General features: G+C 56.3%; 23 protein-coding genes and 1 other RNA gene. 13 read left to right on the forward strand and 11 right to left on the reverse strand.

The features are described from left to right. Window positions 1-155: 155 nt before the first annotated feature. The 8 genes from prfB to HED64_RS15940 all read left to right on the forward strand — a co-directional run bounded on the left by prfB (window position 156) and on the right by HED64_RS15940 (window position 8,143). Window positions 156-1,271, forward strand: a complete 1,116-nt coding sequence (prfB, locus tag HED64_RS15905; RefSeq protein WP_168152973.1) for a peptide chain release factor 2 — start codon at window positions 156-158, stop codon at window positions 1,269-1,271. Between the two features lie 593 nt (window positions 1,272-1,864). After that, window positions 1,865-2,692, forward strand: coding sequence for a cell division ATP-binding protein FtsE (ftsE, locus tag HED64_RS15910; protein ID WP_132365018.1), 828 nt, complete (start codon window positions 1,865-1,867; stop codon window positions 2,690-2,692). Continuing rightward, window positions 2,689-3,603 carry a permease-like cell division protein FtsX gene (gene ftsX, locus HED64_RS15915; protein WP_168152974.1) on the forward strand — a complete coding sequence of 305 codons (915 nt, stop codon included), beginning with the start codon at window positions 2,689-2,691 and terminating at the stop codon, window positions 3,601-3,603. Before ftsE ends, ftsX begins: the two co-directional genes overlap by 4 nt. A 97-nt stretch (window positions 3,604-3,700) precedes the next feature. Beyond that, entirely contained in the window at window positions 3,701-5,110 is a 1,410-nt protein-coding gene (locus tag HED64_RS15920; protein ID WP_342590751.1) for a peptidoglycan DD-metalloendopeptidase family protein, read from the forward strand. 56 nt (window positions 5,111-5,166) lie between these two features. Continuing rightward, on the forward strand, window positions 5,167-5,649 hold the full coding sequence (smpB, locus tag HED64_RS15925; protein ID WP_132364727.1) for an SsrA-binding protein SmpB: 483 nt from the start codon (window positions 5,167-5,169) through the stop codon (window positions 5,647-5,649). Between the two features lie 169 nt (window positions 5,650-5,818). Then, window positions 5,819-6,189, forward strand: a transfer-messenger RNA (tmRNA) gene (gene ssrA, locus HED64_RS15930). Between the two features lie 93 nt (window positions 6,190-6,282). Beyond that, a complete protein-coding gene (locus HED64_RS15935; RefSeq protein WP_168152976.1) occupies window positions 6,283-7,413 on the forward strand; it encodes a tyrosine-type recombinase/integrase in 1,131 nt (376 codons plus the stop codon). A 46-nt stretch (window positions 7,414-7,459) separates the two neighbouring features. Then, window positions 7,460-8,143 carry a DUF4352 domain-containing protein gene (locus tag HED64_RS15940; RefSeq protein WP_168152977.1) on the forward strand — a complete coding sequence of 228 codons (684 nt, stop codon included), beginning with the start codon at window positions 7,460-7,462 and terminating at the stop codon, window positions 8,141-8,143. A gap of 76 nt (window positions 8,144-8,219) precedes the next feature. Here the strand turns inward: HED64_RS15940 and HED64_RS15945 are convergent, their stop codons facing one another. Further along, the gene (locus HED64_RS15945) at window positions 8,220-8,588 is read right to left on the reverse strand and encodes a hypothetical protein (protein WP_168152978.1); all 369 of its coding nucleotides are present in this window, start codon (window positions 8,586-8,588) and stop codon (window positions 8,220-8,222) included. Between the two features lie 9 nt (window positions 8,589-8,597). Then, window positions 8,598-9,983 carry a peptidoglycan DD-metalloendopeptidase family protein gene (locus HED64_RS20085; protein WP_168152979.1) on the reverse strand — a complete coding sequence of 462 codons (1,386 nt, stop codon included), beginning with the start codon at window positions 9,981-9,983 and terminating at the stop codon, window positions 8,598-8,600. Window positions 9,984-10,173: 190 nt separating this feature from the next. Here HED64_RS20085 and HED64_RS15955 point away from each other — a divergent pair, with 190 nt between their 5' ends. Continuing rightward, window positions 10,174-11,160 (forward strand): hypothetical protein, encoded by a 987-nt coding sequence (locus tag HED64_RS15955; protein WP_168152980.1) that lies wholly within the window; start codon window positions 10,174-10,176, stop codon window positions 11,158-11,160. A 226-nt stretch (window positions 11,161-11,386) separates the two neighbouring features. Here the strand turns inward: HED64_RS15955 and HED64_RS15960 are convergent, their stop codons facing one another. Continuing rightward, the gene (locus tag HED64_RS15960) at window positions 11,387-11,833 is read right to left on the reverse strand and encodes a hypothetical protein (protein WP_168152981.1); all 447 of its coding nucleotides are present in this window, start codon (window positions 11,831-11,833) and stop codon (window positions 11,387-11,389) included. A 396-nt stretch (window positions 11,834-12,229) separates the two neighbouring features. On the opposite strand from HED64_RS15960, the gene HED64_RS20285 reads away from it, so the two are divergent. Then, a complete protein-coding gene (locus tag HED64_RS20285; RefSeq protein ID WP_425351812.1) occupies window positions 12,230-12,517 on the forward strand; it encodes an acyltransferase in 288 nt (95 codons plus the stop codon). A 75-nt stretch (window positions 12,518-12,592) separates the two neighbouring features. Further along, window positions 12,593-13,576: a hypothetical protein gene (locus tag HED64_RS15970; RefSeq protein WP_168152983.1), complete on the forward strand. Its 984-nt coding sequence runs from the start codon at window positions 12,593-12,595 to the stop codon at window positions 13,574-13,576. 2 nt (window positions 13,577-13,578) lie between these two features. On the opposite strand, the gene HED64_RS15975 is transcribed toward HED64_RS15970, so the two are convergent. Continuing rightward, window positions 13,579-14,715, reverse strand: a complete 1,137-nt coding sequence (locus HED64_RS15975) for a hypothetical protein (protein WP_168152984.1) — start codon at window positions 14,713-14,715, stop codon at window positions 13,579-13,581. Window positions 14,716-14,820: 105 nt separating this feature from the next. On the opposite strand from HED64_RS15975, the gene HED64_RS15980 reads away from it, so the two are divergent. Both HED64_RS15980 and HED64_RS15985 read left to right on the forward strand, forming a co-directional pair. Further along, complete coding sequence (locus HED64_RS15980; protein WP_168152985.1) at window positions 14,821-15,069, forward strand: hypothetical protein; 249 nt, start codon at window positions 14,821-14,823, stop codon at window positions 15,067-15,069. A gap of 86 nt (window positions 15,070-15,155) precedes the next feature. Next, a complete protein-coding gene (locus HED64_RS15985; RefSeq protein WP_168152986.1) occupies window positions 15,156-15,713 on the forward strand; it encodes a DapH/DapD/GlmU-related protein in 558 nt (185 codons plus the stop codon). Window positions 15,714-16,030: 317 nt separating this feature from the next. Here HED64_RS15985 and HED64_RS15990 read toward each other — a convergent pair whose 3' ends face one another. The 7 genes from HED64_RS15990 to HED64_RS16020 are packed head-to-tail and all read right to left on the reverse strand — an operon-like array spanning window position 16,031 to window position 21,409. Further along, the gene (locus tag HED64_RS15990) at window positions 16,031-16,249 is read right to left on the reverse strand and encodes a hypothetical protein (RefSeq protein WP_168152987.1); all 219 of its coding nucleotides are present in this window, start codon (window positions 16,247-16,249) and stop codon (window positions 16,031-16,033) included. Window positions 16,250-16,258: 9 nt separating this feature from the next. Next, the gene (locus HED64_RS15995; RefSeq protein ID WP_168152988.1) at window positions 16,259-18,178 is read right to left on the reverse strand and encodes an SGNH/GDSL hydrolase family protein; all 1,920 of its coding nucleotides are present in this window, start codon (window positions 18,176-18,178) and stop codon (window positions 16,259-16,261) included. 4 nt (window positions 18,179-18,182) lie between these two features. Then, the gene (locus HED64_RS16000; protein ID WP_168152989.1) at window positions 18,183-18,680 is read right to left on the reverse strand and encodes a hypothetical protein; all 498 of its coding nucleotides are present in this window, start codon (window positions 18,678-18,680) and stop codon (window positions 18,183-18,185) included. 52 nt (window positions 18,681-18,732) lie between these two features. Then, a complete protein-coding gene (locus HED64_RS16005; RefSeq protein ID WP_168152990.1) occupies window positions 18,733-18,906 on the reverse strand; it encodes a hypothetical protein in 174 nt (57 codons plus the stop codon). Between the two features lie 8 nt (window positions 18,907-18,914). Further along, a complete protein-coding gene (locus tag HED64_RS16010; protein ID WP_168152991.1) occupies window positions 18,915-19,799 on the reverse strand; it encodes a hypothetical protein in 885 nt (294 codons plus the stop codon). Window positions 19,800-19,802: 3 nt separating this feature from the next. Next, a complete protein-coding gene (locus HED64_RS16015; protein ID WP_168152992.1) occupies window positions 19,803-20,891 on the reverse strand; it encodes a hypothetical protein in 1,089 nt (362 codons plus the stop codon). 23 nt (window positions 20,892-20,914) lie between these two features. Beyond that, window positions 20,915-21,409, reverse strand: coding sequence for a phage tail family protein (locus HED64_RS16020; RefSeq protein ID WP_168152993.1), 495 nt, complete (start codon window positions 21,407-21,409; stop codon window positions 20,915-20,917). Between the last annotated feature and the right edge of the window lie 32 nt (window positions 21,410-21,441).

Below are 21,441 nucleotides of genomic sequence, written 5' to 3' on the forward strand. Positions count from 1 at the left end.
CAGTTTGTCCTCCGAGCGAACGCTGGCCTGAGCATCGGCGCTCGCCGAAAACGCTGAAAAATATGATGCGTGCCAAAGTCATGTTCGGATCAGGCTGGCTAAAATGCGCGCTGGGGCAAAGCGTGGTGCCGTAAATGTCGTAGGCTGGAACCACCATGGCCTCAACTGACTTTCCCGCCGAAATCCGTTCACTGCGCTCCACCTATGCTTCGATTGAAGAGGTTTCCGATGTGCCGCGCATCCGCGCGGACATCGCAATGCTCTCCGAAGAAGCCGGAGTCCCCGATCTTTGGGATAACCCGGCAGCTGCTCAAATTGTCACGTCGAAACTCTCACACCGACAATCTGAACTTGAGCGGCTGACGACGATCGGTACTCGTATCGAGGACTTGGAAGTACTTGTCGAACTCGCTGAGATGGAGGACGACGAAGACACTTTGCAGGAAGCCGAAACTGAGCTCAAGTCTGTGCGAAAGTCGTTGGCTGATCTTGAAGTGGTTACGCTGCTTTCCGGTGAATACGATTCCCGTCACGCAGTTGTCACGATTCGGGCGGGTGCTGGCGGCGTGGACGCTGCTGATTTCGCTGAGATGCTGATGCGGATGTATCTGCGGTGGGCTGAAAAGCACGGTTACTCAACGCAGGTTATGGACACTTCCTACGCGGAAGAAGCGGGTCTGAAGTCCGCAACGTTCGAAGTCAACGCGCCATATGCCTTCGGTACATTGTCCGTAGAAGCTGGTACACACCGGCTGGTACGAATCTCGCCCTTCGATAACCAGGGCCGTCGCCAGACTTCCTTCGCCGCGGTAGAAGTGATTCCGCTGATTGAACAGAACGATTCCGTCGAAATTCCGGAGAACGAAATCCGAGTTGATGTGTATCGCTCCTCGGGTCCGGGTGGGCAATCGGTCAACACCACGGACTCGGCTGTTCGAATGACGCACATTCCTACCGGAATCGTCGTTTCGATGCAGAACGAAAAATCGCAGATCCAAAACCGCGCAGCCGCCTTGCGGGTGCTGCAATCACGGTTGCTGTTGGTGAAGAAGGCCGAACAGGATGCACAGAAGAAGCAGCTGGCCGGTGATGTGAAGGCATCATGGGGAGATCAGATGCGATCCTACGTGCTCAATCCGTACCAAATGGTCAAGGACCTTCGCACCGAACACGAAGTTGGAAACACCTCCGCGGTGTTCGACGGTGAAATCGATGACTTCATCGATGCTGGCATCCGTTGGAGAGCCTCCCAACGTCGTCCAACGGACTAAACAGCCAAGCCGTGATGGGTTACTCGAAAACGTTTCAGTACGTTTCGATGTAACCCATTTCTGTTTTGGGGCTGTTTTAGGCCAGCGAGACCATTGATGGGCTCTCGAATGAATGAATGGATGGCGTTCGTTCTGTGGGTGTTGCTGGGCAATTTTCGGTGGCTGACGAAGCGTTTCGATAGCGGAAAACCACCAAAGAAGCCGTTGGCTAGATCACAGGCATTGGCTTCTTTTCGAAAATAAGGATTGGAACGCTCCCAAAGCCAGAGCGAGCTGGATCATCCTCAGCGAGGAATGAGGTGAAGGTTCGTTCCTTCGTCCCAAGTCGTGGCACAACTACGTTGATTCGTAGTTGGGCCAGCGCTTCTGGTGGGTAGTGGCCGAGCGGCAGCAAAACAGAGAATAGTCTGCATACCTCCGTGTATAAACGAGAACAGCTGCCTTTCATCCGGCTCACAGAATGGTGACACACCCCCGCTTTGTGTCGGGTGGTGCTGTTCGGGCGGATAGAGTTCAAGTGCTGGCTATGCAACTTCCTCAAACCAAGTCCCGTGCCTGGATCACGCGCCGGCGATCCTGCGGGCAGAGCTGCGATGATTAGATTCGAAAACGTCACGATGGTCTATGACCAGAAGTCACGCCTTGGCTCGGAAAACGCGCGCCCCGGTCTTGACGACGTAACCATTGAAATTGACCGTGGCGATTTTGCGTTTCTTGTGGGGGCTTCTGGCTCCGGCAAATCCACGTTCCTTCGCCTCATCCTGCGCGAAATCGTTGCCACAGGTGGAGCCGTCCACGTTGCTGGACAGAATGTTGCCCGCATCCCATCTTGGCGCGTGCCCAAGTTGCGTCGTGGCATCGGAGTTGTCTTCCAAGACTTCCGCCTCCTGCCGCAGAAGAACGTTTTTGAAAACGTGGCCTTTGCTATGCAGGTCGTCGGAGAGAGCCGAAGTGCCATCCGTGACCATGTCCCCGAGATCTTGAAGCTTGTTGGGCTCGAAGGCAAAGAGAAACGACGCCCGGATGAACTCTCCGGTGGCGAACAGCAGCGAGTGGCTATTGCCCGTGCTATCGCTAACAAGCCTCAGATACTCCTCGCCGATGAGCCGACCGGAAACTTGGATCCGGCCACCAGCGTGGGCATCATGAACGTCCTAGACAGGATTAATCAAAACGGAACCACAGTTTTGATGGCCACGCATGATGACGGCATCGTCAATTCAATGCGCCGCCGCGTTGTGGAATTGTCACTGGGCAAGATTGTGCGAGATGAAACCGCCGGTGAATACACCTCGATGATTCCGGTAATCAACCAGGACGGCACGCGCGAATTGCGACAGGCCGACCACAGCACCTGGCACAAACCGCAGACCGGCAGCCAGGCCTTTGCGCCGTTCGACACTGAGGACGACTTGCCATGAAAATCGGATTCATTCTCGGCGAAGTAGGCTCTGGCCTCCGTCGAAACCTCTCCATGGTGGTTTCTGTTGTCTTGGTAACCTTCATCTCGTTGACGTTCGTAGGCACCGCAGCACTCATGCAGATGCAGGTCACGCAGATGAAGGGCTACTGGTACGACAAAGTCCAGGTGGCCATTTACCTGTGCGGCGAACATAACGAAGGAACGAATTGCACGACTGGCGCTGTCAGCGAAGGACAACGCGGCGAAATTGAATCGATGTTGGGTTCCTCTGCCGTCAAGCCCTATGTGGACAGCTTCGAGTACGAATCAAAGGAACAGGCAGTAACGCATTTCCGCGAGCAGTTCTCAAACTCATCGATGATTGACACCGTTACAGCTGATCAACTTCCTGAGTCGTTCCGAGTTTCACTCGTTGATCCTGAGAAGTACCAGATCATCAAGGAACTTTTCTCGTCCATGGACGGGGTTGACGTTGTTGTGGACCAACGAGAACTGTTGGAGAAGGTGTTCTCCATCATCAATATCGCATCCGTTGTGGCCATTGGAATTGCAGGTGTCATGATCCTGTGTGCTGTCCTGCTGGTTGGCACTACGATCCGCCTTTCGGCCTATTTGCGGCGACGTGAAACAGGCATCATGCGGCTCGTTGGAGCCTCGAAATCTTCCCTGCAGCTGCCCTTCGTCTTAGAGGGAATCGTCTCAGCGCTCATCGGTGCGCTACTAGCCGGCGGCGTCCTGTGGGCGGCGGTTAAATTCCTCATCGATGGCAAGCTAGCGTTGGAGTATAAGGACACCGCATTCATTTCTACGGGGGAGGTCTTCATGGTCGCTCCGTGGCTGATCTTGCTCGGCGTAATTTTGGCTGGTGTATCGTCATTGGTAACCTTGCGCCGCTACCTGAAGGTTTAGTGCGTCGTATTTCTGCATCAAATTCAGTTCTCGTCAGACTAGAAGGACATTTATGTTAGCGAAAGCAGTATGGAGTCGCGTTGCGCGAACGAGTGCCGTGGGTGCGTTGTCAATCGCGCTCTTGGTTTCCGGAACCGCAGCTATCCACGCCGATGAGCTAGATGACCGCAAGGTCGAAATTGAGCAGAACATCGATCACCTCTCCGAAGACCTTGAACTCCTTGGTGCGGATATCAAGGAAGCCGATGCGAAACTCCGTGGACTGCAGGCGCAGCTACCCGCTGCCGAACAAGCCTTGGCCGAGGCACAAGGCAAGGTTAAACAAGCCGCGGACGAAGCGGCAGATCTCGCGCAAAGGGTTCAGGCCGCTCGTGAATCACGAGATCAATTGAACGTGAAAATTGCCGAGGATAAGGCAAAGCTGGAAGATTCAAAGGAAATCATCGGTCAGATAGCAACCGAGGCCTACAAGCGCGGAGGCGTTTCCTCCGATCTTTCGCTGTTGCTCAGTGCGAGTTCCGACGGCAATTTGGCCGCAGGCATGGATATGGCCGATCAAGCGATGCGTTCACAGAACGCGGCACTTGACGCTTTGTCGGAGCAATCCGCCACCGACGCCAACTCGAAGCTCAGACTAGCTGCAGTGGAAGCGGAGATTACAGACCTCAAGGCAGCTGCCGACGCTGCCCTTGCCCGCGAGCAGGCTGCCCGCGATGACGCCGAGAACAAGAAGCGGGATCTGGACGGGATCATCGCTCAGACTGACGCGCTTAGTGCCGAACTTCTTGCCCAACGACCGCAAATTCAGAAGAAATTGGCGGCGAACGAGACGGCACAGGCCAGCGTCAACGCTGAAATCAAGGCTCGGCAGGAACGGCTGATCCGTGAAGAAGCTGAGCGCAAGCGCAAGGAAGCCGCCGCAGAGGCGAAGCGCCAAGCGGTAGCCAAGGCAAAATTCGAAGCTGAAGAGGCGGCCCGGGCCAAAAAGGCTAGGGAAGCTGCCGCTGCGCAAAATAAGAGAGACACCTACGTCGAGTCGAAATACGTTGCTCCGAAGCCGCAAGCAGAGACACCCCGCTCCAGCTCATGGGGTCTTATCAAGCCTGTGTCCGGTGGACACCAGACCTCTAGCTTTGGCTGGCGTCCCACACCCGCAGGAACCATCGACTATGGCGGACGCGGTGGTTACGTACACGCCGGCGTTGACTGGGGCTTTGGCGGGCAATGCGGTACTCCAGTTTATGCAGCAGCAGATGGCGAAGTCTGGATGGCCGGCTGGGGTGGAACCTCGGGCAACAAGGTGACCATTAGCCATGGCGTGATCGGTGGCAAGGCACTTGCTACCAATTACCACCACATGCAGAGCATCGTGGCGCGCGTCGGCCAACATGTCACTCAGGGGCAGGTCATTGGCTACGTGGGTACTACCGGAAACTCCACCGGTTGCCACATGCACTTTGAGACAATCGTTAATGGCACAGCAGTCAACCCATTGGGACTTCTCTAGCGGTAGGCTGTAAGCTCGCTTGATGAAGAAACCACTTGTGGAGAGGAGGTGCCAAAGTGGCTAAGAAAGACACTGATGAGCGCATTATTGCGAGCAATCGTAAGGCCAGGCACGATTTTGAGATCCTCGATACCTTTGAGGCCGGAATGGTTCTCAGCGGAACGGAAGTAAAGTCGCTGCGCGAGGGCAAAGCGTCGCTGATTGACGGGTTCGGCCAGTTCTATCGCAACGAGCTCTACATCGAGAATGTTTATATTCCCGAGTACCTTAACGGTTCCTGGACGAACCATGCTGCCCGTCGCCGTCGCAAGCTGTTGCTTCACCGCGCGGAACTCTTGAAGATCGAACGCAAAATTAACGAGTCCGGTCTCACGATCGTTCCGTTGAGCTTGTACTTCAAAAAGGGTCGCGCAAAGATTGAGATTGGCGTAGCTCGAGGCAAGAAAGAGTACGACAAGCGACAAACGTTGCGTGAGAAGCAGGACAATCGTGAAGCGCTTCGCACCATGCGCGAACGCAACCGCGGGGTCCGCGAATAGTTCCTCGGTCGTCGTCCACTGTTGCTTTGAAGCGGACGCATCATCGGACTATCGTGAGTACACGTTGGTCGCGGGAATGCATGCGGCGCGAATGTGCGTTAGACTATAAACACGTGGATTTATTTCACGTGGTTGGGGTGGCGAAAGTTGCTCATTGACAACAAAATACGGGGATGATCGGTTTCGACGGTGTGAGTCGCGACATGTGAAGCGGGCCGAGGATGCAAAGTTATCTCGTTAACGCTCTTTGCAAAACAATAAGTGCCGACTCAAAGCGCACTGACTTCGCTCTCGCTGCCTAAGCAGCCAGACCAGTCCGTTAGCCAGGGGATGCTATCGCCCCTGATCCTAACGTCATTTAGATAGCCACTGCGGGAAGTTAGTGTTACCGGAACGACCTGCAAAATTTAGGTAACTGTGCCCGGACCAGCCGCTTGTTTGCATGACGGCTGGGGCAGAGAAAATCCAACGCAGACTGCGCCCGGAGAAGACCTGGCAACACCACATCGGACGGGAGTTCAATTCTCCCCATCTCCACTAAACTGGCCCTAGAAATAGGGCCAGTTTTGTTTAAGTTGGCAGAACCGCCTTATTTGTTGGCAGAAAACGCGACAGACAAGGAAGCGCACGGTTATGGCAAGCATCCGAACGAGAGCAAAGAAGGACGGCACCAGTACCTACACGGTCAACTGGCGCGACCCTGACCTTGGTCTAAAGTCGCAGTCATTCTCCGACCACGACAAAGCGATCAACCTCAAAAACTTCCTCGACGCCAACGGCAACAGCCACAAGATCGCCAAGGAAGCGAAGCTGCGCAAGGACTCCACCGCACCAACCGTCAGCGAAACCGTGAAGCGGCACATTGATCTACTCCGAAAGCCTCAACCCGGGACTATAGATAAGTACCGGCGCATGGCATCCTCACACATTTATGGCACAGACTTTGGGGCAACGCCCTCTGATCAGGTAACGACGGAGCGCGTCACCAAGTGGTTCGACGGGCTCACTGTCAGCCAGGGTGCCAACCAGACACCGGGCAAGCCACTAGCTCGCAAGACCAAGCAGACCGTCCACGCCATCGTCTCAGCAGCATTCAAGCGCGCCACCGAAGAAGGCAAGATGGCAGGCAACCCCGCCAAAGGAATTGGTGACGCTGACCTTCACGACGCACGCGAGCCCGTGTATCTATCCCCAGAAGACCTCGACAAGATTGCCGACGCGATGCCGAAGGAGTATCAGCTCTTCGTTCAATTCCTCGGGGGGACAGGCCTGCGCTATTCGGAAGCCACTGCTCTGCGCCGACGTGATGTTGTCACGAGCGCCGGCCGCTGCGTCGTTCGCGTGACTCGGGCATGGAAGTCCATCGGGGGAGGGGAAGAGATCGGCCCTCCTAAAACAAAGAAGGCGTTGCGTAACGTGACCTGCGGTGTCACCTTATCGGCGGCGCTAACCGAGCACATGAAGGATCTTCCACCCGACGAGCTAGTATTCAGGCGACCGGGAGGACAGTACATGCGCAACGCAATCTTCCATAAGGAAGTTTGGCAGCCGGTCATTGGAACCCTGGTTGCCGGGGGAGCGCTGGACAGAGCGCCTTGGATTCACGAGATACGCCACGCTCACACGACGCACCTACTCCAGAAGAATGTGCCCGTGCATACCGTGCAGGCTCGGTTAGGGCATGAAGATCCACAGACGACGCTCAAGGTCTACGCTCGGCTCGCCTCTGGCGATGACCTAGCCGCCGCCGACGCACTGGACTAGCCGCAACATTTGCCTGACACTTCAACTTCCCGGTTACGCTAAGCCCATGAAGAAATCACTCGCACTGACAACCCTTTCACTCGCCCTTCTACTGACCGCTTGCGGTGGAGGTAGTGCTCCATCATCCAATCCGACGCAGGTTCCGGCCGCAACGGAAACATCACCGTCGGCGGAAGCGACCGTGGAGGCCGCACTGGAAGAGTCTCCTTCCCTGTCGTCGTCTCCGACTGAGTCGGCTATCGGAAACGTCCCCATGTCGAAATACGCGACCTCGGATCGGGGGCTTACTGTCTACGAAGTTGGTGACGCCATTGACTTCTACGCGTCAGACAGTCAGGCCATTAGCGGAACGATGACGATCAACAAGGTTCGTCCGAGCGTGAAGTGTGACGCAAACGAGATGATTGTTGACGATCCCGAAAACGGTCGCTTCGTTGGTATTGATGTTTCAATCGTGACTCCGAAAGCCTCAAGTGAGGGTAGCGGCGACTTTAGCTTAAACACGAGTGCATTTTCAGCTGTTGCCGAAAACGGAACCACCATGAACGGGGACGCGTGGTCTTTCGCGGCCTACACCTGCATGGAAGAAAATATTAAGACCAGTCTTGGCCCGGGTCGAAAGGCTACCGGAACGCTGATCCTGGATATTCCAAAGGGTGATTCTGTGGTGACCTACGAAGATTTCTACAATGGCGGTGGCGGCTGGGAGATTGCCGTTCCGGGCAAGTAACGCTTAACGCAAAGAATGCCCCCGAGCTGTCCATTTTGGATAACTCGGGGGCATTCTTGTGCGGCGCGCAGGGCGCCTACTTTTCGTATTGCTCAGGTTCGTACAGCAGCTGTTCTTCTGCGCCAAGGTCCAGCGTGGTGCCGGGGATTGACTCGGGTTCGTCGGGCTCAGCGTCGGGCTCGGCTCGGCCTGCTGCGGACAGCCACGGCACGAAACGCACTAGGAACGCGTCTACCGCGGGCACAGCCAGCACGCGGGTAAGCGCGCCAGCGATGCCAAGCGCGACCGCTGCACCCCCAGTAGCTCCGCCGGGATCACCCTGCGCGATAGCCGCGTAGATAACCTCAGCGGTTGCGGCCAACGCGATAAGCGCGACCAGCACGGTTCGGAAGGTAGCGCGCCACGGGTGCGCGCCTTGAGTGGTATTTGCGATGTGCTTAGACATGAAGATTCCTTACCAGGCCTTTGCAGCCTTGAGATTACGGATGAGCTGATCGTTCACGGTGGAGCCGGTGCCCCAGCCTTGTCGCTCGTTGGTGTACTTGATCCACTTCTTGGAGGTGGCTCCAATGAAGCCGTCCGACTTCCAGTTGTCGGGGACGCCCTTCATTCGCTTGATGGCGTTTTGCACGGAGCGGTTCTCCACGAAAACGGCTTGAGTCTTGGCACCCCACACGCCGTCGTCCACGAGGCCGTGAGCGCGCTGGAAGACCTTGACGCCAGCCTTCTGCATCGGGCCGTCAACGCCGTTCGCCAGACCGACATTGATGCCCATGGCATTGAGAGCCTTCTCAATGGCAATGTTGTCGGCCCTGCTATTGACGCTCGAGCTTGGCTTGGGCATCACGGTGGGCTTCGTGGCAGGCGCAGGCGTGGCGACCGGCTGCACGGAACCGACCGTCAGCGGTGCAGTGCGGCCCGGGAAAACACCCTTGCGGTTCAGCCAGTCACGGAAGCTGATCCATTCACCGTTGCAGCGCATGCCGCCGTGCAGGTGCATCCCGGTTACGTTGCCGGTAGCTCCCATCCAGCCGATGATTTGCCCGGCCTTGACCCTGTCTCCGACCTTGACGGTGATCGATTTCAGGTGACCGAAGTTCGACACCATATGATCGGACCCGTACTTGTCCTTGAGCTTCCCGTGATCGATGATCACGATGCGGCCTGAATGCCATGCCAGCACCCCAGTTCCGGCCGCGGTCACAATGCCGTCAGCGGGCGCAGTGATTGGGGCGCTCACCCCGGCGATGGTGGGTGCCCAGTCATCGCCGAGGTGCGGGGCGGTAGCCCCGTTTAAGGTACGAGCCTTCGAGAACCCGCTTGTGAATCGAGCCCCTACAGGAACGGGGGAAGAATATCTGGTCACGGGTGCCTCCTGAGGGCTTGGGTCGGTGAGGTTGAGGAATTCTTGCCATCGGCCGGTGGCTCGCATGACGGTTGGGCAGTCTTTGCCGGTCCAATGCGCATGGTCATAGACCTTGCTGCTCGGGATGCCGTGCTTGGCTCGGAGGCTGGCAACGACTTCGGCGGCACGTTTGAACGCGGCATCGTAGTCGCTGTCAGAGTTCACGCAGATCTCCACGGCGATACTCGACTCAGCGCCCTCACGCGTGCCGGCGTGCCAGCACTGTGCGGTATCGGAGTAGGAACGAATCGCTTCGGTGTCGTCGACTGTGATGTGCCAGGATGCTTGACGAACGTTGCCGTTGCTTTGCAGGTTGGCGTGCGCTTGAGCGCCGGCGCCGCGGGATTGATTAGCGGTTTCGTGAACCGTGATGCTGGTGCACCGGTTGGTGCCGCCATAAGTTTGCGCGGCGCTCGTGACTAGTTGCTCTCGCATAGGTCTACCTTTCGGGCAATAAAAGAGCCCCGACATGATGGCGGGGCGAAATATGAACCGTTCAGGGCAGAATGGTTCTTGGTCTGTTGGTTTCTAAAAATAGATTCTGCTGATAAAAACGGGGATCAGATCAAATGACCGTGCGGGAATCCTCCCGGTGCCAGAACCCTAAATCGAAAGGCGGTATCACGTGCTGACTATGGCAGCCGCAACCGTAGAAGCCGCTGATCCGACGCTCCAGATGGTCACATTGTTCGTTTCTTCTATCGCAGCTCTAAGCGGTATCACAGCAGTTGTTATCGGATCTCGGATGTCATCCCATGAATCTAAAAATGTTTGGCTCCGGGAAGAGCAAATTCGATCCTATGAAAGCTTCACTGCGGCAGCGTGGGCCGGTCTCGACGAAATTGCGGGAGGGGCCACGCAAGCTGCCCTTGACCATCCGGAGTTTTTGGGGCTAGGAGAAGCCCGTGTGAAAGTCGCTTCACATACGTCTTCAATCATCGATGCCTACCGGAAGATTTTGGTTGTGGGCGGTGAAAAAGTAGTTTCAGCTGCTGGCCAGTATTTCTCGGATTGGAGCCACATACATGGTGCTGCGGTGCCATTGCCCGGGACGGCTCATGAGATGGCTCTTCACCAACGCCTTTCAGTCATTACTCAACTCACCCTCGGACTAAGGCAGCTTTCGACGGTGATGCGCGACGATTTGAAACTTTTGAACAAGAAGCAACGAAAAATACAGCGCAAACAACCTGATGGCACGCAATTTGTTGGATTTCCCCGGACTGACTTCAGCGAGGCGATGCCGGGCGAAGCGAACGCAATTCTTCAACAGTGGCTAGTCAGGACATGGGATGGTGTCGGCAACTCGATTGGACCGAGCTACGTCAGAAACGACACCCCTTGGGGTCTTCTGAAGGTTAGACACCGACGATTGCTCCAACCCTTGATTGCGGTCCTTCGCAAGAGTGGAGACCGCCCGTGGATGCTCGCGATCGACTCAGCTCTAACACTGAAACAAATTGACCTGGTCGAACGAGACGCGGCGTCCATAGTGGTGAGTCACGGTCATGGTCCGACTACGCATTTCGGCGGGAATCAGTGGTTGCCCGGAGAAACCACTGATGAACGGCTCTACTGGTGGACGCTAGCCGAGGCGCCACCCTCAAATTAAGCTGACCATCATCACCATCCGCACCCTCTTTCACCAATAACCTGGCCATTTGTGGCTCGCACCAGTGGAACTCGACGTGCTCTTCCGGCATTGCAGGACCACAACAATTTGGGTGGACGGCCGATTTCGATTCGGTCGGGTCACTTGGGTTCATTTTCTTTCCCCGCCTTCAAGATAATGAGAAAAGCCCGGACCAGTTGGTCTCGGGCTTGGGTTCTGGGTGGTGCTATTCGGTATCGACGTATTTGGACGCGAGCTGACTTACTTGCCGGGCGGTTTCTTCCTGCTCGGCATCCTTGGATTTACTGATCTTTATGTGTTCTGTCAGCTTCCCGGCAGTCTGGAGGCCCTCAGCTTCCACTCGCTTGATTCCCTCTTCCACACGCTTGAGTCCGTCATTCATGGACCCGCCGTGGTTTGGGGTTATCTCGTGGTGGATCTTCGCGGTTTTCTCTTCGAGGGTCTTGATCCGGAAAGCGACGCCGGGTGATCCCTCATCGGTCTCATTGCCTTGGGCGTCTTTCTTCGAAGGCTTGCCGTTCCATTCGACAAGGAATCCATCGACCTTTCGGAGCACCCGCCAAATTTTGATGAAGAGGACTAATGCGGCGCCACCCCAGACGGTGGTCAGCCAGATTTCGCCGAAGACGAGATTCGTGAGCCATTCAGGCATGGGCGGCACCTTCCGGAGCTTGAGGGTTGGTCATGGTTTCCTTTCGGTTTGGGGCCTGACAGGCCATGAAGCGATGGCACCCGGCGTTGGCTTGATACAATCCGGGGTATGTCATCGATTGAAGAGCAGCTCGCGACACTGACAGACCGTGTCCAGAAACTTGAAAAAGCTAATACGGATCTACGGAACCGCGTGGCTCGGGCCTACCCGCTCCACTTCATTGCCCCAGAAGGCGTAACTGTTGGTGAAGGGGCGAGAGTGCATCCGACGAGTCAGCTATTCGCATCTGACGGACGTGACATAAAAATCGGTTCGAAGACGCTGATTCGTCGAGGCGCGGAAATAGTTGGTCCGGTTTCCATTGGTTCAGGATGTTCATTCAATCGAGACTTGTACATGCGGGCGAATGTCACGATTGGCAACAACGTAAACGTTGGGGCTTTCGCTAAGTTCGTCACCGACACTCACGCAATCGCAAGTAGTGAACGTCGCGCCGGCCAGTGGACATTTCCTGCCATCACGGTTGGAGACGGTGCATTCATCGGTATCAACGTGACCATTCTGGGTGGAGTAAATGTAGGCGCAGGTGCTGTTATTGCAGCCGGCTCGCTGGTCACGAAGGATGTGGAACCCAACTCCATGGTTGGCGGCGTACCCGCAAAGAAGATCAAGGACCTGCCGTAGTCGTCCATTTGAAATTTGATCTTCGCTATTCGTAGTGGACAATGAACGGGTTGTCTGCGTACAAGGAGTCTCACGATGGCTATCCACCCGATTTACAAGAGCGACGTGATCCACCTGGATTCGCTCGATTCGTTTCAGCCGAAACCTGGCGATGAAGAGCGAATTCATACAATCAACATTGGCGATGGAATGGAACTTGGCCTCATGGTCGGGATGCCTACCACCGAGAGCGATGTGCTCCGGGTTGGCTTTCATGCCGCCAAGTCCGCCAAAGACCCCAGAGTACATATGTTCTCTCCGCTCGCATTATCGCGAGAGTCAGAAGACCCATACATACTCTTTTCAGACCCCACTTTGACCCTTAGTGATTCCACGATCCTCTCTTGGTACCTGGGCACACCTGAAGTTGACCCTGACGATTGGATGGAACTGCTCGTCCGCCGGATGATGGAAGCCACAGGTGCGAAGTATCTGCTGGTCGAAGGTTCGTCAGCTGGCGGGTTCACAGCTATGCGGTTCGCTGCGCGATTCCGATTCGCCGTTGCGGTCCCTAAAATCCCGCAAACCGACTTGTTCCGATACCGCGAAGGGCCCTTAGCTAATACCATGCGCGCCGCAGGCTGGACTGGCATGGGCTATGAACGCGTTATGGCTGAATGCCCTCAACGGTTTCGCACTGCGGACATCTACAACGACCGCAATTGGAACAGGGGAAACATCGTTCAGTACGTCCAGAATGTGGGTGACACCTGGCACGTTAACGACCATCTGACACCATTCCTGGCTGAACTCGGCGCCAGCCGTCCAGACGTGTTCTCAGCCGCCAAGGGCCAGTTCGCTATTTCAAGGCCATTCACAGGCGCTGGCCACGTCGGGATTCCGAGGCCGCACTGGGTAGCCGAGGCAAAGTTCGCGCTGAACAGGCTGAGAAAAATGCGACCACTTCCCGAACCTGAATCGCCTTGGGAAAAGCCCTCTACATTCGTTCTGCCTGCGAATCTGCACGCGGTTCGGGAAGCGAATATCCGTGCCCACTCAATCGGAAACGTGAACTGGTAACTTTATTCGCCCCGGAGTAGCCTCATGACCTTGGCGGCCTCGAACCAATCTTTGCGGTCGTAAGGCATGATGTTGTTTTGCGTTAGACGGTTGTACCAATCGCCCAGCACATGTTTGTCCACGCCGTGGTAAGCCTGCGGGTTCACCTTCGACATGAATGAGATGTCGATTTGCTCGAGGGCTTCAACGACGTTTGCCGGGATACCTTCGACGTAGGACGGTGAAATGTAGTCGACACCCATCGTCTTGATGACGTAAAGGGAAGACAAATCAGTGGCAAAAGATCCGCCCCAATTTATCTTCGTACTGCGATTGAGAATTTCTGGGAGCTGAGTCGGGATGTTTAAGTCGGTCGAGACGGCTTCAACCATCTGATATTTTCGCTGGAATTTGTCTTCATGCGGCAACGCAACAGACATGAGTGCATCAACTAGAAGCCCAGGGTGGTTCTTGGCAACTATCTGCAGAGCTCCGATTTCCGTCACGCCGGTCACAGGATTTTCTAGCTTCATCCCCAGCGCGTTCGCAACAGGAATGCCGCCCGTGCTCTGGTCGAGTGGATGGGAGAACAGGCGTGGCAAAGATCCCGCAAGGATTGACCCGAAAGAGTACGATCCAAGCTGCAGTTCGTCACGCAGCAGTATGGAACCGATTCCCATGAACTGCCACCCATAGGTGTTCAGTTTGAGCGCTGTCATATTAGTGCGGATCGTAAACGGGTTGAAGCGCTCGAAGAAATTACGTTCGCGGCTAAAGTTCCCGCCGAAATCGAGAGAGATCAGGTTGGCGTCTTTCAAGATTTCCTTGGCAGCAAGGGAATCGAATCCGCCCGAGAAGTTTAACCCACGTTGAGTGCCCGGCCGGTGCCGAGTGCCAAGCCCGTGAAGATGAATCAGCTTAGCTTGTAATGCTTGCTCGATTGTCTTCACCTGCTCAGGGCCAATCGGGAGCGCAATCTCTACTTCGTCGAATGCCTGTCCGCAGAGCGAAGCATAGGCAGCTGCAATAAGATCCGGGGAAGGGACGAATGAGTAGGGAAGTTGAATTCGAAACTCTTCCGTTGTTTCGCGAGTTACGTTGCAACGTATCCAGCCGTCAGCCGACACATCAATATCAGTAAACGCAATTCGTTTTGTCATCCAACATCCCAATCTAGTTGTAGCCCAAGTGAAGATGATACGTGTGAACGGCTACAATCTGAATCTACAGCCCAATATTTTCACCTCTTCATACAAGGACGCCCGGTGAACCAAAGCGATTCTGATGCAATCGATCCTGCTGTGGAAATGATGCTCTCGACGTTGGATTCCATTTTCGAGGAAGACCCAACTCCGGATCCACAACGCCAACGCCTTACCCGGCGTCACTCTTCGCTATCAATAGAGCTTGAAGCATTCGACAATGACCCCAGCAATTCGTTGAACCGGATCCGCTCGGAGATCGTTGCGGATTTGCGGCGCGTCATCGAAGAGATGCAAGGTGGGCACGACTGATTGCTGCTGTCACTCGCTAGGCAAGATGCGTATTTGATGGCGCTTAGATTTTAATTCACACACGTCCGACAACTAGACTGCAGCCCATGTCCACTATTGAAGATCGTCTCGCTGCCTTGGAAGAAGTTGTGCAAGAGTTGAGGGCGGAGGTTGCGAGGCTTCGTCCTCCCCGATCTTGGGTCCCCGTTGAAGGTGTCACAAAAGGCCAGGGCGCTCGGATACACCCGACCTGCGCGATGATTACAGGTGCAGGGCGAGAAATATCTGTCGGAGAAAGGACGAGCGTTCTCCGTTACGGTGAATGGGTTGGCCCGATCAGCATTGGCAAACATTGCTTTATTAATCAGAAGTCTTACATTCGGGCTAATGTCTCGATCGGCGACAACGTCAATATTGGTCCGTTCGTAAAACTTGTCACCGATGGGCACGTTCAAGGCCCGGCTTCTCGACGCGCAGCAGCAAACACTTTCGAGCCGATCTCCATCGGCTCGGGTACCTGGATCGGGGCAGGTGTCATAGTCACGGCAGGTGTCACGATTGGTGAATCGTGCATAATCGCCGCTGGATCAGTGGTAACGAAGGATGTGCCGCCAAATACCATGGTTGGCGGAGTTCCAGCTAGGAAGATAAAGGATTTGCCCTGACAGCCTAGGATCAAGCGAAATTGGTTGCGGCCTAAGGTAACCCTGCGTCGAATGAAGTGGAAAACTCTCTCACGTCTTACGGTAGCGGCGGTCACCAATTATCTGAATGGGCAAGTTGCCAGCTTTCGCAGGCTTCGTCTCCGCAGTCGCACCCGGTCACGGATTTTCCGTGGCTGAGTAAAAATTCTGGGCTGACGCCTGAACGTTTCGCGTAGCAGCGAGGAATTCGGCTGCAGTCATTTCGAAGGATCCTATCGGGGGGACGAGGCCGTGTGGAGGGCATAAAAAATGCGCCTCCACACGGGCGCTCATTATGGTTATTCGGTTGGTGAATCCGCCGGTGGGTCGATGGCCGGAGGAGTCTCTGCCTTCGCTGTTTGTAGATCTTCAACATCCCCTCCACCGTCAACATACTTAGCGGTGAGGTCCCGGATCTGGTCCGGGATAGTAGCGAGTGCCTGCCTGCGTTCCCGCTCCGCTAGGACAGCATTCAGGTGTTCGTATAGTTCGTCGTCAGTCATGGTCTTGAGGTCCATGGGTGCTCCTTAGTTGGGGATTGTTCCGACAGCAGTTCCGGGAAGGGACGTGGGCCAAGCCTGCTGTGTTGACCAGCTGACCTTCCCGCGGTAGAAGTCGCCGGGCACTGGCGAAAGGTACACCGGGACCCAGCCCGATGAGGCGACACCAACCCGTCGGAGGCCCGGGGGCCCATCGACCCCGTTGTACCAATGCGTGATGGGTGGTCGAAATCCGACGGGGATGCCGCCTGCTGCGAGCATGTCGTAGGCAGACCCGGTGGCTCCACTCATGGCAACATCAGAAAACACGAGCGAAACCTCGTCCCTTGACCGGGACAGGTATAGCTTTCCCGACGTGACATTTGGGGCCAGTGCGGTGATATCCCGAAGCCCGGATTCTCCGTAGACGAGCTGCTCGCGCCCGTTGACGTAGTCCCAGATCCTGACCGCACGTCCTGCCGTCTCCGAAACGGTGTAGCGCTGCCCTGTATCCAGAATCGCGCCAACGGCTGCAGAAGCGAACCTTGCATAACCAGCGCTGCTCAGGTGAATATCAACGGTCGAAGCCGACCACCGCTTATCTAGCTGCTTCCCGTTTGGGTCGGTAATTGCCTCGGCGGCATCCAAGACCATGAGAGCACCACCGGGAAGGGTGTCTTTGATCCACTTATTGAGCTGCTGGCGTACCGTCTCCTGAGCTGCGGACGCATCGTGTCGTGGAAGGCACGTCAACATCACAACGTTCTTAGTTGTCACCGATGAGATCAGTGGGAACGTGGTGTTGAATCGAGTGATGAGGTTCGCCAGGGTTACGCCTGCGGCAAACACATCGTTGGACCACATGTCCCAATACAGGGTCGTGGGTCGGGCAATCTTGTAGAGACTACTAATGTACTTGTTGAACTTCCACGCCAAGGTGCTCGTCCACTCAGTCATGGCGGTGCCCGAATGCGCGTAGAACATGGGGATCGCACGATTGGCTCGGGCATGCCGAGAAGCCCAAGAGTCGTAGACCGGTAGGGCGGCCGACTGGCCCACAGTCAGCGATGTCCCGAAATAGGCGTGCACCGGAGTGTTCTCCGGAACTTCGACTTCGATCCATACGTCCAGCGGGGATTCCTGGACCTGCGTCATCGGCGGGTTGGGTGTATTCACTGCGACGGAGCCGCCGGTAAGTGACCAGCCGCCGCCTTGGGCTAGATGGTTGTTCTGTGCCGCGGACGTGTATCCGTATCGAATAACATAGTCTCTTTCGATTTCCAGCGGGTAGTCATCGACCCATGGTGTGACGTATTCGGAACCTGTCGAGGGAGTTTGGATCCCGCTGTTGCCGACGATGTTCTTGCCGGTACCGGTCAGGAAGGCTCCAAACGCATCACCGTTTGAGATGCGAACCATCTCCCCGATACTGATGCCCATGATGGTCAGTGCGCCCGTGTAAGCGACACCGGAACGGTCATTGTAGTTACGGAAGTGAATGCGCCAGCGAGGTACACGGACAGCTGTTGTGTACGGCAGGGCATGGCCCACGTCGATGGCAGTGGTGACACCGCCGCCCTGAGCGCATGTGAGTGCAGTGCCCACGCGCTTGGCCTGCGGCCGGAGCTTCCACCCGCTCGTGTTGGCTGGGACAGTGGAAATGGTGCGTTCCCACGTGCGGCCAAGATCGCCAAGCTCTGCCCAAACGACGGTGCTCGTCGTTGAACCGACGGGCGTGATAGTTACCTGACCGGGTCCCGCACCGTAGGGCCGCTCAGCGATCCCGTCAACGAAAGCCTGCGTTGGTAGGCGGTAGATTCCGTCGTTGGCCAGCCCGGTCCAAGTGGTCAGGGCGCCCGCTGGCACGGAATTCTTGAACTTGAGCGCGTCTTCGGCGCCGGTCCCCGAGTCGCCTTTGAGGCCACGGGGTCCGCGATTGTTTCCTACGATGATGTAATTTGCAGCCATCGTGTCACCACCACCTTGTGATTATGTCGCCCAAAGTGAGCTCGGGGATTGGTCCGGTTTCCCGGTCTGGGTCTGCGGGGTCGAGGTAGTTCCAGATGTATCCGCGAGCTGGGGGCGGGGTGAGTCCTACCCACCAGATCCATGGGTTGGCTCCACCGCCGGGGCCGCTACCTATGCCGGTAAGATTGGCCAGCTCGGATAGGGTGCCACCGCCAGCGGGGACACGGATCTGGAAGTCCAAGTAGGCGATCAGGTTGCCCTCTTCGTCGAGCCACTCGATCCGGACTGTGTACCAAGCATCGCGAAGCATGCTCACGGTCGGTTCGAGGTTCGTGGAGAACGTCCCATCCGATCCGGGGGTCACCGTCTGCGTATTCTCAGGTCGGATTCCGCCGCCGGACGCGGTGATATTTCCGGCGTTGAGGGTGAACTTCACAATCCCATTACGGTTAGCCATCGCTACCCCGCCAATGTCTTTCAGGTTCCCGGTCACGGTCGCCATAGGTGCTCCTTAAAAGCGAAAGCCACCGGGTGAGCGGTGGCTTGGTGAGTGGTTAGCTGGAACGAGGCGGGCCGGGCTTGGGTGCCCGTTCGGCTTCGAGTTCTAGGATGCGTCGGTCGCGTATCTTGACCAGGGCATTCGCCTTGGCCAGAAGGAACTGAGTGTCAGCCAAAGCTTGCCGGTACTCATCAACAACACTCTGAGCTGTTATTTGTTCGTCGGTCATGGGTGCTCCTATGCGGTGACTCGATAGAAAATGCCGTTGGAATCGACGTGGACGTTGGCGGTGGCCACGGTCGTGTTGGGTAAGCTCCCGACGCGAAGGCGGTTTTGGGATAGCTCTGTTGTCGCACCTGCTTTGATGGTCCCTGTGACTACCAAGTTTCCGTTCACGCTGGTCTGCGGAGCGTTGAGGTTGATGATGGTTGACTCAAGGGTCACCTTGCTTTGCCCGGAGACTTGCACAGTGTCGTGATTCAGCGACATGCCCAGTGCGTTGCTCGCACTGATAGCCCCGCCTGGAACGTTCATCTGCGCCGTTCCTGCGCCCTGATTCTCAAGGACCAAACCCCCGAGGATGATCTTCTTGGAAGGGTCCACGGTCAGGTTGTTCTTGAGAGTCGTCGGCCCATCGATGGACAGTGAGCCCTTGGAGACCAGATCGCCGTTGGCAGCAATGTCGAACAGTCCGAACTTCGCGCTCCCGTCCGGGTTCAACTCGAACGATCCCGCCGCTAGCGTCCCATCTGGCGAAATGTCCAGTCCGCCAAACGTGGCCGAACCATCCGGCCGTATCTGTGAATCGCCAGCAGTGAATAACCCGCCTGAGACAATCGCAAAGTTTCCCGCAACGTCAGTCGGGCCAGTTAGGTGGTTGGATCCACTTAGGTTGTTCGTGCCCGAAAGATTATTCGTCCCAGAAAGGTTGTTCGTTCCGCTTCCATTGAGCGTGCCCGTGACATCAAGTACACCGTCAATAGCAACATACGATTCGTTCATCCAATGAGTACTGCCCCGGTCGACCACCGTTGAAGATAGGTCAGTCTTGGTGCCGTACTGCCGATCCTTACGCTGCTGCCGAGTGACATTCTCCCCGGTCAGGTCTACGGTTCGCGCCATGCGTCACCCTCCCTTCGGCTGGAATTCGATCTTCACAAAGTCATCTGTAATGTCGCCCGAGTATTTGAGCACCCGCCATTCACGCCAGCCGGTAGTGAAGTATGGGTCGTCGCTGATGTACCAGCGAACAATCGTTCCCGGACGCAGCTCCCACAAGTTACCGAGAATTGGAGAGTCGAGCTTGAGCTCGAAACCTGCCTGCCGAACTGCGTGGTTATTGGCGATCAGCGCGGAAGACGCCTGTTCGTACAGCTCGTCACCCTTTTTGATGTTCTTGAACTGTTCGGTGCGTTCCAGTGCTGGATAGTCAGCAATGTTCGATGACGCCGATTCGCGCACCAGCATGCCGGGGCTTTTCGCCGTTCTCTGCCCGGACCCTTCGCCGACCGCAAACATCTGCGTCGCAACTTCGCTTGCGTCGGTCTCGATCCACAAGCCACTCGCTGGCGTCTCGGGTGCTGAGAAGTTCACCTCTATGGTGTTCAGTGAAAGGTCGCCTGTGCGTAGGGTGAAGCGAATTCCTCCGGCGCCGTCCCACTCCGGACGGAAATCAACATCAGGGCCATCGGAAAGATCCATGATCTCTTCCATGGCATCCAGCGCCGTGTCCATGTTGTACCCGTAGTAAGTACGAGTGCGGCCGCCGGTGTAGTCGTCCTCGTAGACCATGGGGACGTTGCGACCAGAACCGGCAACTGCCAGCTGGATGATCCGCTTGATGATCGTGTCGTACTCCAAACCGGAGTACGTTTTCTTCCAGTTCACAATGTTCTGATCGCGCACTTCACTGATCAGCCGAGCGTCCCACAGGGACCAGATGTCCTCGTGGGTAAGGCTGAGGGCCCGTGTATCACGAACGTATCGTGCCCTCCGAATGAGCCCGGCATACACCACCACATCGTCATAATCGACAATGATGAGGCGCTGCGCCGGGTACGTATCAGTCAGCCCCGCGGTTGCGGCGACATCCGGATCGGACAGGACCAGCGAGGTTGACCCGCCGAAGACGTGATTGAATCCCCGCTCCCACGGCGAGGATTGCGGCTTGAGCTCTACCCGGTCAGACCACGTCTTAGAAGACAAGCTCCACACTCTGTAACCAGACAAGGCGCCTCCTAGATATACGTGTCGTTGAATGCGACCTTGACGGTGCCAGTTCCGGGAGTACGCGCAACGCTGTAGAAGTTCTGCGGCATGCCCGGTGCGATCTTGAACAGCTCGGAGTAGACGATGCCTCCACGGTCAACCGCGCCACCAACTCGCAAGATCCCCGTGCGCATGTCAACTACGTGCGGTGAACCCGAAGTGACAGCGCGCTCCACCGTCACCAGACGCCCGCCCAGAAGTAGCTCATAGCCACCAGGCAACGACCCGGTAACCGTGACCGTCGCAATGGCCGGGACGGTTCCACGCTGATACACGTCGAACCCTTCACCGACCGCAGCGGAGAATGACCGAGCCTCCCCGTACTTGAACGGGTCAATCGCTTCCAATGGGATCTGGAAACGCAGCATATTTTCAGTCAGGAACTCAGTGTCAACCTCGGAGCCCGGACGCGGATCAACCATCGCCCACTGCGTCGCACCATGACCAGCAACCAACAACTTCACATTCCCGCGAAACCCTGCCGCATTAATCCGCT

Source organism: Paeniglutamicibacter terrestris (assembly GCF_012271785.1).
GTDB lineage: Bacteria > Actinomycetota > Actinomycetes > Actinomycetales > Micrococcaceae > Paeniglutamicibacter > Paeniglutamicibacter terrestris.